Below are 15,454 nucleotides of genomic sequence, written 5' to 3'. Positions count from 1 at the left end.
GACTCCCGCTAAATAGGCCTGCCCGAACAAGGACGCTGTATCGAAGTGGAAGACGCTTGCGCCTTTCGCCTCGAGCTTCCTTGAGGGTCTATCCGCCCTGTGGCATGAACCGCGGCCTCGCCGCGCAAAGCATCTGGAGAAGCACTATGTACCGTAAACCAATGTCGAACAAAACCAGTCTTGGCCTGGCCGCAATTGCTTTAGCCGGCGGCATGAGCCTGGCATCGTCTGCCGCTTTTGCTGTTGAGCCATTGCCCCAAGGCTACCAACTGGCATCGGCAGATAAAACCGGCGAAGGCAAGTGTGGCGAAGGCAAATGCGGGGCCAGCGAAGCCAGCGACAAGTCCGCTACTGCCGAAGGCAAGTGCGGTGAAGGCAAATGTGGCGACGACTCTTTCGCTCGCACAGATACCAACCATGATGGCCTCGTCTCTCTTAAAGAACTGCTGACTGTGGCACCTCAGGGCGGTGAAGAATTCAAAGCGATGGACACCAACCACGATGGTTTCCTTTCGGAAGGTGAGGTCTACAAGTTCAGAACCAACCAGTACATTTCCAACGGCAAGAAAGTCCCAACCGAGCTATTTACCCGCATGAGCAAAGCGCAGAACTGATTCCTCCCGCCGTAGCATTCGCCCTCCCCGCGCCTGCAGCCAGGGAGGGCGATTACCTTCTGCAAAGCGCCCCGTTGTATTGATTACACCGCGTTATAAGTGATGTTCTCCGCCCCTGATTTATCCCCTGAACGCAACACTCTAAAGTCCATCCCACTGCTCCCCTCATCATGTCGATGGGGCGCCAACTGGAGACTTATCCCATGCCTTTCATCAGCGTTCGTATCACTCGCGACGGCGTTACCAAAGAACAGAAATCCCAAGTCATCGCCGAGATCACCAAAACCATGCAAACCGTCCTCAACAAGGACCCGCACCTCACCCATATCGTTATTGAAGAGGTCGACACCGACAACTGGGGCTATGCCGGAATTACCACCACCGAGTACCGCCAACAACTGACGGAGTCGAAGAAATGACTTTCCCCGTCAGTATCGACTTTGTGTCGGATGTCGTGTGCCCCTGGTGCGCACTCGGCGCCACAGCGCTGGAACAAGCCATCGCCAATGTTGCCGACGAGGTTGCCGTGGAACTGACCTTCAAGCCCTTCGAACTGAACCCGGACATGCCGGCCGAGGGCGAGCACGCCATCAAGCACATGATGCGCAAATACGGGCGCAGCGCCGAAGAAGTCGCCTCGCGCAATGAAATGATCGTCGCGCGCGGCAAAGCCATCGGTTTTCAGTTCGACCTGGACAAGCGCAGCCATTTCTACAACACCTTCGATGCCCATCGCCTTCTGCTCTGGGCCGTGCAGGAAGGCCGCCAGGTCGCGCTGAAGAAAATCCTGATCGAGGCTTATTTCACCAATGGCGAGAACCCCAGCGACCACGAAACACTGGTGCGTCTGGCCGGTGAAGCGGGACTTTCAACCACCCGCGCCCGCGAGATTTTGACTAGCGAGGCGTTCGCTCTCGAGGTCCGTGAACTTGAAGGTTTTTACCTTGAGCGCGGGATTAATTCGGTCCCGGCCTTGGTACTGAACGGTCGTCAGTTGGTGTCCGGATCGCTATCCGTCAAGGAATACGAACAAATCCTCAGGCAAGTGGCACGAGAGTCCGCCGTAGCCTGACAAAGCGATTTACCAGCACGATGCCCGGGCGAGCCCACGGCATCGGTCACTCAACTTGCGTGGAGTACATCGTCATGTCGAACGGCTCTTATCCGCTGAACCGGACCGCATATCTGCTGGTCGATCCGTACAACGATTTTCTTTCGGACAACGGCAAGGTCTTCCCCTTGATCAAGCCGATTGCCGAACAGGTCGGGCTGCTTGACAACCTGCGGGCCCTTGATCGCGCCGTACGGGCGCAGAACATTCAGGTGGTCATCGTGCCGCACCACCGCTGGGAACATGGCGACTACAAAGGCTGGGACCATCCAACACCGACCCAATGCAAAATCATGCACATGCACCACTTCGCACGCGGTGAGTGGGGCGGCGAATGGCATCCCGATTTCGCGCCGAAGGACGGCGACATTGTCGTGCAGGAACATTGGGGCTCCAGCGGCTTTGCCAATACCGACCTTGATTTTCGCCTGAAGCAGAAAGGCATCACTCACGTGATCATCGTCGGCCTGCTCGCCAACACCTGCATCGAAGCGACCGCCCGCTACGCCTCGGAATTGGGCTACCACGTCACGCTGGTGCGCGATGCGACCGCCGCTTTCCGTCCAGAAATGATGTACGCCGCCCATGAGTTGAACGGGCCGACTTTCGCTCATTCAATCGTCACCACCCAGGAATTGATTGAGGCGCTGGCAGCGCAGGGGTAGCGGCGATGAACCTCACCGATTTCGCCAGTTTGCCGAGGTGGTGCGTCAAGGCCGCTTTCTGCAATGGGCGATCGGCCCCGTCAGAAATGCACCTTGAGCAAGAGACTCAACGCGTTCTGGTCGGTAGGGAATCCGCTTGTGTCTTCAATCCCGTATTTATTCGACCAGTAATCCCACTCAAGTCCCGCATAAAAACGTTTTTGCTGTTGCCCCAGCGCCTTGCCCACGTCGTATTTGACTTGTGGGTTGAAGTGAAAGCTCCTGGCCACATAGTTGGAGGTGCCTTTGTTGCCGACGTCGTTGACGTACCACTCCAGATAACCGTCGAAAAGAATGTCGGAGCGACCCACCGGGAGGGTCATGGACCAGGTCGGGTTGATCTGCCATTGACCTGAGGCCTTACCGGTGATGCCGTCGGGTTTGCGGTAGTAGGTATTCAGGGAAAAGCGATCGAAGCCTGGAAGCACGAGGTCGACAGCGGGACCCAGCAGGTATTTGCGATTGCGGTTCTCACCGCGCTCGTAGGTGGCGGCGATGAGGACGTCCTTGACGATGCCATAGCTCAGGGAGCGGTCAGTGATTTTGCCCAGCGACAGCCGTGGGGAGAATTCACCGTAGTAGGAATGGCCGTCGGCACCCGAGAGTCCACTGGACCATTTGTTGTCGACGAACATGAAGATATCGCCCCACGTCCAGCCGCTGGCGTGTTCGAAGCTGAGCGTTTGCTGAGTATCGTCGCCAGTGCCGTCGACTTTGAAATGCTGGCCGTAGAGGTAGCTCAAGCTGTTGTCGTTCCACAACAGAGGGCCAGCTTCGGCGCCGGCGCTGGCCAGAGCTAACAGCGGCGCCAGGCTGCGACGCAGCAGTGAAGGTGCAAGTAATGGAATACGCGATGCTGTCATGGGCTGCCCTTGTCAGGTGATTGGCGGATATCACCGGCAAGGCATGCCCGAGCTGCGGATCAAGCAGCTGCTCTGGCCCTCAAGTTAACGAGGGGCGACCCTTGCCGGGTGCGCGGCGTAATGCCGCCAGAGCAATGCCCTGCACCTCGGGTTCTGTTGAGAGCCCTCTGTGCTGACCGCTTCTACTCGATTCCGGACTAAGCAGGGGTTGTGCCAACTGAGCGAATACAATCTTCAACCTTCATTCAGCACAATCTCTACGTAAAACTGAATACTTTGCAGCCATCGGTTGCGCACCAGATTGAGGCGCGCCCACTTGAATTCGCACCGTTGCGAATCGCCTGCCCACCTCCTGCTGATTGCCTCGCCCGCCGGATCCCATGAGGGCGGGCCTGCGACGGCTTGGCACACTTTTGGCTATTACCACTTTCGAGTAGAAGCGGTCAGTGCCAGCAATGGCACCGGGCATTGCTCTTGCGCCCCTCCCTGTGGGCGTACGTCCGATTGGATGCTTGAACGCGGCGCCAGCGCCCCGGGCAAGAGAGAAGTGTCAGCCGTGTAACTACGCATATACGCCCTCTCTCCTCCCCTTGTTCTCTCCAATCGGTCCCTCGCTGGCGTGCCGATTGGCGCGCGGCGGTTTTCGAATCGTTGTGGAGAACACATCATGAAAATTCGCTTTGCCTTGGGTCAACCGCTTCGCTCGCTACTGGCCACGGCGCTTGTGCCCGCCGCCCTGATCGCGTCTCCACTGGCTTTGGCCAATGACAAGGTGGTGCTGCTTACTTCCTGGTATGCCCAAGCTGAACAGGGCGGTTTCTACCAGGCCCTGGCGGATGGACTGTATGAAAAAGAAGGCCTGGACGTGACCATCCGCATGGGTGGCCCGCAGGTCAATGGCATGCAGCTGCTGCTCAACAAGCAGGCCGATTTCATCGTCAACTACGACTTGCAGATTCTCAAGAGTGTGGAGCAAGGCCTGCCGGTGGTGGCCGTGGCCGCACCCTTTCAAGGTGATCCTCAGGGTCTGCTGACCCATGCCGATGTGAGCGGCCTGGATGCTTTGCAGAACAAACAGGTGCTGGTGTCCACCTCAGGCCAGCAAACGTGGTGGCCGTGGCTCAAGGAAAAATACCAGCTCAAGGACAGCCAGGCCCGCCCCTACACCTTCAACCTGCAACCCTTCCTCGCGAACGCCAACACCACGCAGCAGGCCTATGCCAGCTCCGAGTTGTTCCAGGCGTTGAAGGCCGGGGAGAAAGCCAACTTCTTCCTGTTCGCCGACGCTGGTTACCCGCCGTACGGCTCGACGCTGGCGACTCGCCAGGATGTGATCGATCAGCATCCTGAGCGAGTCCAGCGCTTTGTTCGCGCCTCGATGGAGGGCTGGAAGCGCTACCTCGACAACCCGAGCGCCAACCGCCTGATCAAGGCCGACAACCCGAACATGAGCGATGAATTGCTCGCCTGGGGCTTGTCGACGCTCAAGCAATACCGCCTGGTCACCGGCGGTGATGCCGCCACCCAAGGCATCGGCGTGATGAGCGATGCGCGCTGGCAGGCCACGCGCAATTTCATGGTCGAAGCCGGCCTGCTCGGTGCCGATGCGCCTTGGCAGAAGGCCTACACCACGCGCTTCGTCGAGGACTTGAAGGTACTGCCTGGCGCCGAACAGTCCGCCAGCCGCTGAGCCTGATTGCGAGACTGCTGAACCCAGAGCCCGAGCCCAAGAGCCGGCTGAACGAATACCGTGAGGACACTTGTTATGTTGGTCACCAAACAACCTGTATTGCGCCGCTTCTGGTATGCCCTGCTGCCCATGACCTCGCTGGATGCCGGCCCGCAGCCCTTCACTTTACTCGGTGAGGCGCTGGTGCTGTGGAAGCGCCCCGACGGCACCCCGGTGGCCATGCGCGACCGTTGCTGCCACCGCACCGCCAAGCTCTCGAAAGGTTTTGTCAGCGAGGACGGCAACATCGCCTGCGGCTATCACGGCTGGGAATACGACTGCACCGGCACCTGCGTGAAGATCCCGCAAAACCCCGCTGGCATGATTCCGCCGGGCGCCTCGGTCCAGGCCTTTCACTGCCAGGAAAAATACGGCTACGCCTGGGTTGCCCTCGACGATCCTCTGCAACCAATCCCTGAGTTTCCCGAGGATGGCGCCCCGGGCTACCGGCGCATCTTCCAGTTTTATGAAGAGTGGAAAACCAGCCCGCTGCGGGTCATGGAAAACTCCTTTGACAACTCGCATTTTTCCTTCGTCCACAAAGCCAACTTCGGCCTTTTCGACCAGCCCGCGCCGGCCGGCTACGAGTTTCGCGAAACCGACTACGGCTTCGAGGCGGAGACTCGGGTGCCGATCCGCAATCCTGAGGAAAGCTATCGCATCACCGGGACCCGCGAGCCGATCACCCAGCGCCATTTGATCAACCGCTATTACCTGCCCTTCTCCCGGCGCTTTGGCTGCATGTACCCGGACAGCGGCATCCACCACATCATCTACAACTGCGCGACACCCATGGAAGACGGGCGACTGATGCTGGTCCAGTGGCTGTACCGCAATGACAGCGAAGAGCAATGCTCGACCCAGGAACTGATCGACTGGGACGCAGCGATCACCGCCGAAGACCGCGACATCCTCGAAGCCACCGATTACGACGCCTGTGTCGATACTCGCCGGCGAGTGGAACTGCACATGCCGTCTGACAAGCCTGGCCTGGTGATTCGTCGGCAACTGCTGGGCCTGCTCGAAGCTCACGGTGAAAGTGAAGTGTTCCTCAGCCATTGAAGTCAGCGCCCCGGTGTGCCGGGGCTTTACCGGACGCTCATGACCCAAGGGGAGAGCGCTATGTTGATGCAAACCATAACTGGGGCCAACGCCCTGCCACAAGCGTTGCCCCGGGCCGACAGCGTCGGCGTGCAAACACCGCTGTTCGCCAATCAGGTGGAAAAAACCTACAGCAATGGCACCCAGGCCTTGAGCCGGGTGAAGCTGGCCATTCAGCGCGGCGAGTTCGTTTCATTGCTTGGCCCTTCGGGCTGCGGCAAGAGCACTCTGCTGAAAATGTTTGCCGGCCTCGAAAAACCCTCCGCAGGCCACGTGCGTTGGTGGGGCAAGGACAGCCCGGCCAGCCCGACCCAAGGGCAAAGCCTGGCGATGGTGTTCCAGGAGGCGACCCTGATGCCTTGGGCGAAGGTCAGCGACAACGTGCGCCTGCCGCTGGATCTGGCCAATGTGCCCAAAGCCCATAGCCAGCCAAAAGTCGACGCCGCCCTTGCCCTTGTCGGCTTGGACCGCTTCAGCCAGGTGTACCCGCGGGAACTGTCCGGCGGCATGCAAATGCGCGCGTCCATCGCCCGGGCCTTGGCCACCGAGCCCAATCTGCTGCTGATGGACGAGCCCTTCGGCGCCCTGGATGAGTTCACCCGCAACAAGCTCGACAGCGACCTGCGTCAGCTGTGGGCTAGCCGCGACCTGACCGTGGTGTTCGTCACTCACAGCATTTTCGAGGCCGTCTACCTGTCATCGCGGGTGGTGGTGATGGGTGCGCGCCCGGGCCGAGTAATCGCCGACATCGAAATCGACGGCCCGTTGGAACGAGACGAGGCCTACCGCACCTCCCCGGCCTTTATCGCGCAGTGCGCACGCCTGTCCCGGCTGCTGGCCGAGGCCAATGGCGATTCTTGCTGACTTCACTGAGAGCCCGATCATGAACTCGTCCTTTACTCCCTGGTTACGTCACCCCACGGTGTTGCGCATCGTCTCGCCGCTGCTGCTCGGCGCGGTGTTGCTGGGTCTGTGGCAACTGGCATGCGTGGCCTGGAAGGTGCCGGTGTATCTGGTGCCTTCCCCGGTCGATATCGGCCGCACCCTTGTCAGCGATGGCCCGATGCTGTTCGGTGCGTTGTGGATGACCTTGAAGATCACTTTTTTCTCGTTTGCCCTGGCGGTGCTTATCGGCACCCTGGCGGCCTTTGTGTTTGTGCAGAGCCGCGTGCTGGAAGCCAGCCTGTTTCCCTACGCCATCCTGTTGCAGGTGACGCCGGTGGTGGCCGTGGCACCGCTGATCATCATCTGGTGCAGCAACACCACGCTGGCGTTGATTATTTGCGCGACCCTGGTGGCGATTTTCCCGATCATCGCCAACACCGTACTCGGACTGCGCAGCGTCAACCCCGGCCTGCTCAATCTGTTCCGCCTGAACCGCGCCAGCCGCTGGCAGGTGCTGTTGCGCCTGCGCATTCCCAGCGCCCTGCCGTGTTTTTTTGCCGGGCTGCGCATTGCCAGCGGGCTGGCGTTGATCGGCGCGGTGGTGGCGGAGTTCGTTGCCGGCACCGGGGGCACCGGTGCAGGGCTGGCGTATCAGATCCTCCAGGCCGGCTTTCAACTGAATATTCCAAGGCTGTTCGCTGCTCTGCTGCTGATCGCCTTGACCGGTGTCGCGTTATTCAGCCTGATGGCCGTGCTGGCCCGGTTGAGCCTGCGCAACTGGCACGAAAGCGAACTCGGCTGACCCTTTGAATCCGCCGCAGGCGCGGCGTATGGAGCCTCACATGAAGATTCAAAATAGCTGGCTGGTACGTAACGCCAGCGCCATCCTCACCGGCTTGTCCGGTGCGGCGGCGCGCCACGCCGGGCCTGATATCCGTATCGTCGACGGCCGCATCAGCGCCATCGGCACCCTGCAACCCCAGCCCGGCGAGCGAGTGCTGGATGCCACCGATTGCGTGGTCTACCCGGCGTGGGTCAATACCCACCATCACCTGTTTCAGTCGCTGCTCAAAGGCATTCCCGCTGGTATCGACCAGAGTCTGGGAGCCTGGCTGGGTGCCGTGCCCTATCGCTATCGCGGCGCGTTTGACGAGCAAAGCTTTCGCCTCGCCGCGCGCATTGGCCTGGTCGAATTGGCACGATCCGGCTGCGCCACCGTCGCAGACCATCATTACCTGTACTTGCCGGGCATGGACTTCGACAGTGCCGAGGTGCTGTTCGAGGAAGCCGAACGGCTGGGGCTACGGTTTGTCCTCTGCCGTGGCGGCGCCACGCAAGCACGGCAAGCCGAAGGCAAGTCCGTGGCCGGGCCGGAGACCCTGGAGCAATACCTGGACGACGTCGAGCGTCTGGTGCGGCGCTACCACGACCCGGCCGCCGATGCCTGGCGGCGGGTGGTGATGGCGCCCACCAGCCCGCCCTACTCTATGCCTGCCGAACACCTGCGCGAAACCGCCCGGGTCGCACGGCGACTGGGCATTCGCCTGCACAGCCATCTGAGCGAAACCGTCGAATATCAAAATGAGGTGCAGCAACGCCACGGCATGTCGCCAGTGGCGTTCTGTGCCGAGCACGAGTGGCTCGGCCCGGACGTGTGGTTCGCGCATTTGGTGAAACTCGATGCCGAGGAAATCCGCATGCTCGGGGCCAGCGGTACGGGCATTGCCCATTGCCCGCAAAGCAATGGCCGCCTGGGCAGTGGCATTGCCGATGTGGTGGCCATGGAGGCTGCGGGAATGCCGGTGTCGATTGGCGTGGATGGCGCTGCCTCCAACGAGGCCTGCGACATGATCAGCGAAACCCACGCCGCCTGGCTGATGCAACGGGCCAGACTTGGCGAACAGGCCCGCCCGCGTTATGCCGGCGGTGACGAGGAAGGCGGTGCCAGCGCGGCCACGGTGGAAGACGTGGTGCGCTGGGGTACGTCTGGCGGGGCTCGGGTACTGGGGCTGGACGCCGTGGGCAGGGTGCAAGTGGGCATGGCGGCCGACCTGGCGATCTACCGCCTGGACCAGCCGCGATACTTCGGCCTGCATGACCCGGCGATCGGGCCGGTGGTGGGCGGAGGACGCCCGACCTTGCGCGCCTTGCTGGTCGGTGGCCGGTTGACCGTACACGATGACCAGTTGCCTGACTTCGACCTGGCCGAACTCGGCGCCCAGGCCCGGGACGCGGTGCGGCGGTTGCAGCAGGCCGCAGGCGTACGCTCATGAGCTGATCTCCCGGCACGTGCTGCCGTGCCAATACTCGGCCGCATCAAATGTCTGGTAGATGGAAAAATACGGCAGTAATCGACTTGGGACTGTCATCAGACAGTTTTAGGGTCCCGGAGAAGAAAGCAGCGGACGGCGTATCACAAGGCGCTGCTACAACAATTGCTCGCGTAGAAAATCGATGAACGCCATCGTCCGCGCTGAACGTCGTCGCTCGCGGCTGAGTACGGCGCTGACAGGCAGCGCGCTGGTCTGATAGTTGTCGAGTACGGTATTCACCCTGCCCTGCTCGACGTCAGCTGTGAACAGCCATTGCGGTGAGAGGGAAATACCCAGGCCGGAGAGCACCATTTCGCGGATGGCCTCGCTGCTGTTGCTGGTGACGTTGCCCTGGATACCTACATCGAACGCCTGGCCGAAGTGCGTAAAGTGCCAACGGTCGTAATGCTCCAGCAACGTGAAGCCGATGCAGTTGTGACCTGACAGTTCGCTGGGCTCACGTGGCACGCCGTGTAGATCCAGATAACCGGGCGCCGCATAGACACGCCGTGGGCTATTGCCCAGTGGCAGTGCCACCAATCCCTCGCTCTTCACTACGCCAATGCGGATAGCCAGATCGATGTTTTCCTTGAGCAGGTCTTCATTGTGGTCACTCAGCCGCAGGTCGATCCGCACGTCAGGATGGCGTTGCAGGAAAATCCCTATGAGCGGTGCGATGCATAACCTTCCATAACTGACCGGGGCGGCGACTCGTAAAGGGCCGGCAATCTGCTCCTGGCCACTGGTGAAGCTTCGCGTGGCAGTTTCGACGTGGCCAAGAATTTCCTGGCAGTGGTCGTAGAAGCGTTGACCTTGGTCGGTCAGGGCCAGGTGCCGAGTGCTGCGTGCGAACAATGGGCCACCCAGATACTGCTCCAGCGCGCGCACTTGTTTACTTACCGCCGGCTGCCCAATGTTCAGTTCACGGGCGACCGCCGAGAAAGACCCGCGCTCCACGACGCGGACAAAGACATGCATGCTGTCGAACAGATCCATCGACGATTGGTTCTCTTTGCGGAATAAGTCATATGCAAATTGGGTTTCTTATCGGAATGATTAAAGCGCGGCAATCTGTAAGCGTCCATCCCAACACAGGTTCCCGTCATGAAAAATTCCATGCTTGCCGCCATCGCCGAATCCGCTCAATCCCCTCTGGCCATCCGTCACATCGACCGCCCTGTTGCCGGTAAGGGGCAAGTACTGGTCAAGGTTCACGCCGCAGGGGTCAATCCGCTCGATACCAAAATTGCCGCCGGCGCAGGGGCTCACGCCCGCCAAACGCTGCCGGCCGTGCTCGGCCTTGATCTTGCCGGTACGGTGGTCGAAGTAGGCGAAGCGGTCGACGGGTTCACCCAGGGCCAGGAAGTCTTCGGCATGCCCGGCGGGATCGGCGGTGCCCAAGGCACCATGGCCGAGTACATTGCCGTGGATGCCCGCCTGATCGCGGTCAAGCCACACTCCCTCAGCATGCGTGAGGCGGCTGCATTGCCTTTGGTATTCATCACCGCGTGGGAAGGTCTGGTCGATCACGCCAATGTCCGCTCTGGTCAGCGTGTCCTGATTCATGGCGGCGCGGGTGGGGTCGGCCAAGTGGCTGTGCAACTGGCCAAGGCTCGCGGTGCCGATGTCTACGCCACCGGTTCGGCGGGCAGTCTCGACTTCATACGCTCGCTGGGGGCTACAGCGATCGACTATCAGGCACAGAGCGTTGAGGATTATGTCGAGCACTACACCGCCGGCGAAGGGTTCGACATTGTCTACGACACCGTCGGCGGCAGCACGCTGGATGCATCATTCCAAGCCGTGAAAGCCTATACCGGGCACGTGCTGAGCTGCCTGGGCTGGGGCCAGCACAGCCTGGCACCGTTATCGTTCAAAAGTGCCACGTACTCGGGCGTCTTCACCCTGGCGCCACTGCTCACCGGCAAAGGACGCGAACATCACGGCGCTATCCTGCGCGAGGCCGCTGCGCTGGCCAATGCGGGTCAACTGACGATCCGCGTGGACCAACAGCACTTTGCGCCGCAAGACGTCAACGAGGCATTTCGCCAAGTCGCCGAAGGCCGCGGCAAGGGCAAGACGGTGATCGAGTTTGTGGCTGCATAGTTCCTTGTAATCTCTTTAGAGCGCACTCGGCCAAAAGCGTGCGCAATGGTCCGCAACGTCCTCGCCGCCATTCTCCCAGCCAAAAGCGTCAAACACGTAGCACCCCACGAGTTGAACGGGCCGACCTTCGCTCATTCAATCGTGACCACCCAAGAATTGATTGAGGCGCTGGCAGTGCAGGAGTAATGGCCGATGACCCTCATAGGATAGCTGATCGATCACCGGCCCATTTTTACACGGCCCAACAGGAGCAGCCCAAGGCACCAAAAAAACTTCGAGGGTCCGATACTGGAGCATTGGATCCCCATGCACCGGCATGATCGTGACCGTGCAGGCCGCAAAAGCTTGCGCAGCCGCACGAGGCCGCGACTTGGGCGCGCAGCGGAGCCAGCGAGTTTCTGCCTGCTCCGTCTGGGTCTCCCCAGGCGCCATAACCTTTAAAGGTACGCGTCGGCGACCAGTCAGGCATGGCGGGCGGTAGCGGGTTGTCGTCAAACCTGGCGAATTGGCCGGCCCCGTAAACCACGCGCCCGCCAACCACGGTCATATCGGCGGTAAGAAATGAAATCTCCTCTTCAGGCACAGAGAAGTAGTCCTTACTTGGCACAATCAGGTCAGCAAAGTGACCGGTCTGGATGCGACCACGTTTGCCCTCTTCGTTAGAAAACCAGGCGACATTCTCTGTCCACATCCGCAACGCCGCTTCGCGATCAAGCAGGTTTCGTTGAGGGTACAGATTCAGACCGCCCACCGTTTTACCGGTTACCATCCAGGATAGCGAAACCCAGGGGTTGTAGGAGGCAACCCGGGTGGCATCGGTGCCTGCAGACACTTTCACCCCTTTTTCCAGTATGCGCGCTACGGGCGGGGTCGCTTGCGCCGCACGGGCGCCGTAGCGCTCGACGAAGTACTCCCCCTGATAAGCCATACGATGTTGTACAGCGATGCCACCGCCGAGCGCGGCGATACGGTCGATTGATTTGTCCGAGATGGTTTCGGCATGATCAAAGAACCAATTGATGCCAGCGAGGGGGATGTCCTCGTTGACCTTCTCAAATACATCCAGCGCTCGGGTAATGGTTTCGTCGTAGGTGGCATGCAACCGCCACGGCCATCGGTTCTCTGCGAGGATGCGCACAACTTCCTCCAGTTCTCCCTCCATCTCGGGCTGCAGGTCCGGTCGCGGCTGGCGAAAATCTTCGAAGTCGGCAGCGGAAAACACCAACATTTCGCCCGCGCCGTTGTGACGGAAGTAGTCGTTTCCTTGCTTGTACTTAACGCTGGAGGTCCACTTGAGGAAATCCTCCTTCTCTTCCTTGGGTTTCTGAGTGAACAGGTTGTAAGCCAACCTGACCGTCATTTGCCCATCGTTGTCCAACTTCTGGATCACTGCGTAATCGTCGGGATAGTTTTGGAAACCGCCGCCCGCATCAATAACCCCTGTCACACCCAAGCGATTGAGCTCGCGCATGAAATGGCGAGTGGAGTTGACCTGATAGTCGAAGGGCAACTTCGGTCCCTTGGCCAACGTGGCGTAAAGGATCGTCGCGTTGGGCGTGGCCAACAGCAGGCCCGTAGGCGCACCATTGGCATCGCGGTAAATTTTCCCGCCTGGTGGCTCGGGGGTATCTCGGGTGTAGCCGACCGCGCGCAAGGCCGCACCATTGAGCAAGGCCCGGTCATAGAGATGCAGAAGAAATACAGGTGTATCGGGCGCGATCGCATTGATCTCGGCTATGGTTGGCAAACGCTTTTCAGCGAACTGGTGTTCAGTGAAGCCACCTACCACGCGAACCCACTGCGGTGCTGGTGTGTTAGCCACTTGGCGCTTGAGCATGTCCATGGCGTCAGCCAGTGAACGCACACCGTCCCAGCGCAATTCCAGATTGTAGTTAAGGCCGCCGCGGACCATGTGGGTATGGTTATCGACTAAGCCAGGGAGCACACAACGGCGCTTGAGGTCGACAACTTTTGTGGCTGAGCCAGCCAGCGCCAGGACTTCCTGGTCTGACCCTACAGCCAGAAACTTGCCGTCTTTGATTGCAACGGCGTGGGCGACTGGGTTGGCGCGATCCAGTGTAGTGATCTCGCCATTGTGGAAAATGATGTCCGGAATGGAATCGGTCATATTCGGCCCTTCCCTACTTAGAGTTTCGGAAAAAGCGCTGCGTCCAAAGACACCCCCTAACGCTAAGGTGGAGGCGGCCTGGAGAAGTTTTCGGCGCGATGTCATAGGTAGAGGCCTCACAGATATAAAGCCCGTTTCCAGGGCCTTCAGGGAATAGCGAACCTTGCGAACCGGTTACTCACGTCTGACTGGACTTTTAAACTGCATACATCCTCATGCTCCACCTCGTGTTTTGGACAATAACGCCGATGGGTGGAGTTATCGCGTCAGCCCTGCGCGACAGCTCTTGCATAACGGATTTATTTAGCAGGGTTTGGACCGATGTGCTCGCCGTGTTGCACCCGCTCAGGCGCCTTATGCACCATGGTGTAGGCATAATCCACACCCATCCCGTAGGCGCCGGAATGTTCCTGCACGATCCCCATGACGGCTTCATAGGTCTCCTTGCGCGCCCAATCCCGCTGCCATTCGAGCAGCACCTGCTGCCAGGTAACCGGTACGATACCGGCCTGAATCATGCGGTCCATGGCGTAGTTGTGCGCGTCGATCGAGGTGCCACCCGAGGCGTCGGCAACCATATAGATTTCATAGTCTGTATCGCGCAGGCAGGACAGTGCGAAGGTCGTGTTGCAGACCTCGGTCCACAGGCCGGATACGACGATCTTCTTACGGCCTGCAATGGCGGACTCTGCCAGGGCATCACGAACGTTTTGGTCATCCCAGGAGTTCATTGAAGTACGTTCGAGGATTTTGTTCTGCGGATATACCGCTAGCAACTCAGGGTATGTATTGCCAGAGAAACCCTCGGTTTCCACAGTCGTGATGGTGGTAGGTATGCCGAACGCTTTGGCAGCCTTGGCCAACCCCACGACATTATTTTTCAGCACCTGCCGATCTATCGACTGCACACCAAAGGCCATTTGGGGCTGGTGGTCGATGAAAATCACTTGGCTGTTTTGCGGGGTCAGTATTTCTAAGTACTTGTTGGACATGGCGGATTTCCTTTGGTAAGTAGAGCAATACGAAAGCGGCGTTATGCGTGGCTGCGCAAGCAGAACGCTACCCGTCCTGGTAGGGCTAAAAGCCACTTTCCGGACGAGTTCAGGGGTGCCGAAAAGCCCCTTGAATTTACGAATGCAGCATTGTTCAGCCGCGTTCGCGGGGTTCAGTTAAATGCCCGAAAAACGCTTGCCAAGCTGCTTTTGCAAGTGCACATCATCTGCGGCTAATTCGCTCCCACCTTGAAGGGAAGTGCATCTTTGGATGTCTTCACGGTCCATGAACCGGACTGCCGGAACGAACTGGCAGACGCGTAGGTATCTTCCATGAACTGGAAATAGGTCATCTTTCCATCCTGAACTTTCGCATGGATGGAAAACGGTGATGTGAACAGATGTCCGACCGCCACGGAGCGGTAGGTGAACTTACCGAAAATCGCGACATCTTCGCCGGAAGCGATTTTGGTAGTAATCGTAAAGTCTTCGATTTTCCAGTAGTTTGAGACCTGCAAAAACAAAGAGCTAAAGGCTTTGGGACCTTTGTTTGTGCCGGTCCACGGCATGATTTTTCTGAGTTCTGGATTGTCAAAGTTTAGAGAAACATAGGTGGCGTCTGGAGCTGCCAACCTCATTGCCGCGGCTTCGACTTTATCGGGTGCGGTATTGGCCAGGAACTCCACGACAACCGCTAGTGAAGCAGCAGATTGCGCTTCAGTAGCTGACTGCGCCGACGCTGGAGTGATTGTTACTAACCATGAGGCGAGCGCCATTGCTGCAGTGATCAATTTGATGCTTCGAGTATTCATGAACTCTCCATTTATGAGTACGATTTTGCGATTCGCGGTCATCCAACCCATGTTGCAAATTGCTACGCGTCGAAAAGCGACAATTGGTACTGGAGCA

General features: G+C 59.3%; 15 protein-coding genes and 1 pseudogene. 11 read left to right on the top strand and 5 right to left on the bottom strand.

The window, feature by feature from the left end; genetic code table 11:
• Positions 1 to 146: 146 nt before the first annotated feature.
• The 4 genes from D8U70_RS09460 (at position 147) to D8U70_RS09445 (ending at position 2,390) form a co-directional block, all read left to right on the top strand.
• Positions 147 to 614, top strand: a complete 468-nt coding sequence (locus D8U70_RS09460; protein WP_130928709.1) for a hypothetical protein — start codon at positions 147 to 149, stop codon at positions 612 to 614.
• Positions 615 to 817: 203 nt separating this feature from the next.
• The gene (locus D8U70_RS09455) at positions 818 to 1,033 is read left to right on the top strand and encodes a 4-oxalocrotonate tautomerase family protein (RefSeq protein WP_016774741.1); all 216 of its coding nucleotides are present in this window, start codon (positions 818 to 820) and stop codon (positions 1,031 to 1,033) included.
• Complete coding sequence (locus D8U70_RS09450) at positions 1,030 to 1,686, top strand: DsbA family oxidoreductase (RefSeq protein WP_073476297.1); 657 nt, start codon at positions 1,030 to 1,032, stop codon at positions 1,684 to 1,686. Before D8U70_RS09455 ends, D8U70_RS09450 begins: the two co-directional genes overlap by 4 nt.
• Positions 1,687 to 1,760: 74 nt before the next feature.
• The gene (locus D8U70_RS09445) at positions 1,761 to 2,390 is read left to right on the top strand and encodes an isochorismatase family cysteine hydrolase (protein WP_130928708.1); all 630 of its coding nucleotides are present in this window, start codon (positions 1,761 to 1,763) and stop codon (positions 2,388 to 2,390) included.
• 80 nt (positions 2,391 to 2,470) lie between these two features.
• On the opposite strand, the gene D8U70_RS09440 is transcribed toward D8U70_RS09445, so the two are convergent.
• A complete protein-coding gene (locus tag D8U70_RS09440; RefSeq protein ID WP_122706208.1) occupies positions 2,471 to 3,292 on the bottom strand; it encodes an outer membrane protein OmpK in 822 nt (273 codons plus the stop codon).
• 667 nt (positions 3,293 to 3,959) lie between these two features.
• Between D8U70_RS09440 and D8U70_RS09435 the strand changes: the two genes are divergently transcribed.
• From D8U70_RS09435 to D8U70_RS09415, 5 genes are all read left to right on the top strand, one after another.
• A complete protein-coding gene (locus D8U70_RS09435) occupies positions 3,960 to 4,982 on the top strand; it encodes an ABC transporter substrate-binding protein (protein ID WP_130928707.1) in 1,023 nt (340 codons plus the stop codon).
• A gap of 75 nt (positions 4,983 to 5,057) precedes the next feature.
• Positions 5,058 to 6,083, top strand: coding sequence for an aromatic ring-hydroxylating dioxygenase subunit alpha (locus D8U70_RS09430; RefSeq protein ID WP_041480351.1), 1,026 nt, complete (start codon positions 5,058 to 5,060; stop codon positions 6,081 to 6,083).
• A gap of 60 nt (positions 6,084 to 6,143) precedes the next feature.
• The gene (locus D8U70_RS09425) at positions 6,144 to 6,986 is read left to right on the top strand and encodes an ABC transporter ATP-binding protein (RefSeq protein ID WP_073476287.1); all 843 of its coding nucleotides are present in this window, start codon (positions 6,144 to 6,146) and stop codon (positions 6,984 to 6,986) included.
• A 94-nt stretch (positions 6,987 to 7,080) separates the two neighbouring features.
• Positions 7,081 to 7,809: an ABC transporter permease gene (locus D8U70_RS09420; protein ID WP_177433956.1), complete on the top strand. Its 729-nt coding sequence runs from the start codon at positions 7,081 to 7,083 to the stop codon at positions 7,807 to 7,809.
• A gap of 40 nt (positions 7,810 to 7,849) precedes the next feature.
• Positions 7,850 to 9,280: an amidohydrolase family protein gene (locus D8U70_RS09415; RefSeq protein WP_130928706.1), complete on the top strand. Its 1,431-nt coding sequence runs from the start codon at positions 7,850 to 7,852 to the stop codon at positions 9,278 to 9,280.
• Between the two features lie 153 nt (positions 9,281 to 9,433).
• On the opposite strand, the gene D8U70_RS09410 is transcribed toward D8U70_RS09415, so the two are convergent.
• On the bottom strand, positions 9,434 to 10,315 hold the full coding sequence (locus tag D8U70_RS09410) for a LysR family transcriptional regulator (RefSeq protein WP_130928705.1): 882 nt from the start codon (positions 10,313 to 10,315) through the stop codon (positions 9,434 to 9,436).
• A 108-nt stretch (positions 10,316 to 10,423) separates the two neighbouring features.
• Between D8U70_RS09410 and D8U70_RS09405 the strand changes: the two genes are divergently transcribed.
• On the top strand, positions 10,424 to 11,425 hold the full coding sequence (locus tag D8U70_RS09405; RefSeq protein WP_130928704.1) for a zinc-dependent alcohol dehydrogenase family protein: 1,002 nt from the start codon (positions 10,424 to 10,426) through the stop codon (positions 11,423 to 11,425).
• 45 nt (positions 11,426 to 11,470) lie between these two features.
• A pseudogene (locus D8U70_RS27955) lies at positions 11,471 to 11,611 on the top strand (cysteine hydrolase); the annotation flags it as partial.
• 46 nt (positions 11,612 to 11,657) lie between these two features.
• Here the strand turns inward: D8U70_RS27955 and D8U70_RS09400 are convergent.
• The 3 genes from D8U70_RS09400 to D8U70_RS09390 form a co-directional block, all read right to left on the bottom strand.
• A complete protein-coding gene (locus D8U70_RS09400) occupies positions 11,658 to 13,553 on the bottom strand; it encodes an amidohydrolase (protein WP_232245519.1) in 1,896 nt (631 codons plus the stop codon).
• Between the two features lie 299 nt (positions 13,554 to 13,852).
• A complete protein-coding gene (locus tag D8U70_RS09395; RefSeq protein ID WP_071172469.1) occupies positions 13,853 to 14,545 on the bottom strand; it encodes a hydrolase in 693 nt (230 codons plus the stop codon).
• Between the two features lie 233 nt (positions 14,546 to 14,778).
• Entirely contained in the window at positions 14,779 to 15,357 is a 579-nt protein-coding gene (locus D8U70_RS09390; protein ID WP_016774755.1) for a nuclear transport factor 2 family protein, read from the bottom strand.
• Between the last annotated feature and the right edge of the window lie 97 nt (positions 15,358 to 15,454).

The organism is Pseudomonas sp. Sample_20, assembly GCF_004307585.1.
Taxonomy (GTDB): domain Bacteria; phylum Pseudomonadota; class Gammaproteobacteria; order Pseudomonadales; family Pseudomonadaceae; genus Aquipseudomonas; species Aquipseudomonas atacamensis.
Note: the sequence above shows the minus strand (reverse complement) of the source record. Positions and strands in the feature narration are given on the sequence as shown.

Coding starts and splice junctions, on each gene's coding strand:
- D8U70_RS09460 (WP_130928709.1), top strand. CDS start 147: ATGTACCGTAAACCAATGTCGAACAAAACCAGTCTTGGCCTGGCCGCA.
- D8U70_RS09455 (WP_016774741.1), top strand. CDS start 818: ATGCCTTTCATCAGCGTTCGTATCACTCGCGACGGCGTTACCAAAGAA.
- D8U70_RS09450 (WP_073476297.1), top strand. CDS start 1,030: ATGACTTTCCCCGTCAGTATCGACTTTGTGTCGGATGTCGTGTGCCCC.
- D8U70_RS09445 (WP_130928708.1), top strand. CDS start 1,761: ATGTCGAACGGCTCTTATCCGCTGAACCGGACCGCATATCTGCTGGTC.
- D8U70_RS09440 (WP_122706208.1), bottom strand. CDS start 3,292: ATGACAGCATCGCGTATTCCATTACTTGCACCTTCACTGCTGCGTCGC.
- D8U70_RS09435 (WP_130928707.1), top strand. CDS start 3,960: ATGAAAATTCGCTTTGCCTTGGGTCAACCGCTTCGCTCGCTACTGGCC.
- D8U70_RS09430 (WP_041480351.1), top strand. CDS start 5,058: ATGTTGGTCACCAAACAACCTGTATTGCGCCGCTTCTGGTATGCCCTG.
- D8U70_RS09425 (WP_073476287.1), top strand. CDS start 6,144: ATGTTGATGCAAACCATAACTGGGGCCAACGCCCTGCCACAAGCGTTG.
- D8U70_RS09415 (WP_130928706.1), top strand. CDS start 7,850: ATGAAGATTCAAAATAGCTGGCTGGTACGTAACGCCAGCGCCATCCTC.
- D8U70_RS09410 (WP_130928705.1), bottom strand. CDS start 10,315: ATGGATCTGTTCGACAGCATGCATGTCTTTGTCCGCGTCGTGGAGCGC.
- D8U70_RS09405 (WP_130928704.1), top strand. CDS start 10,424: ATGAAAAATTCCATGCTTGCCGCCATCGCCGAATCCGCTCAATCCCCT.
- D8U70_RS09400 (WP_232245519.1), bottom strand. CDS start 13,553: ATGACCGATTCCATTCCGGACATCATTTTCCACAATGGCGAGATCACT.
- D8U70_RS09395 (WP_071172469.1), bottom strand. CDS start 14,545: ATGTCCAACAAGTACTTAGAAATACTGACCCCGCAAAACAGCCAAGTG.
- D8U70_RS09390 (WP_016774755.1), bottom strand. CDS start 15,357: ATGAATACTCGAAGCATCAAATTGATCACTGCAGCAATGGCGCTCGCC.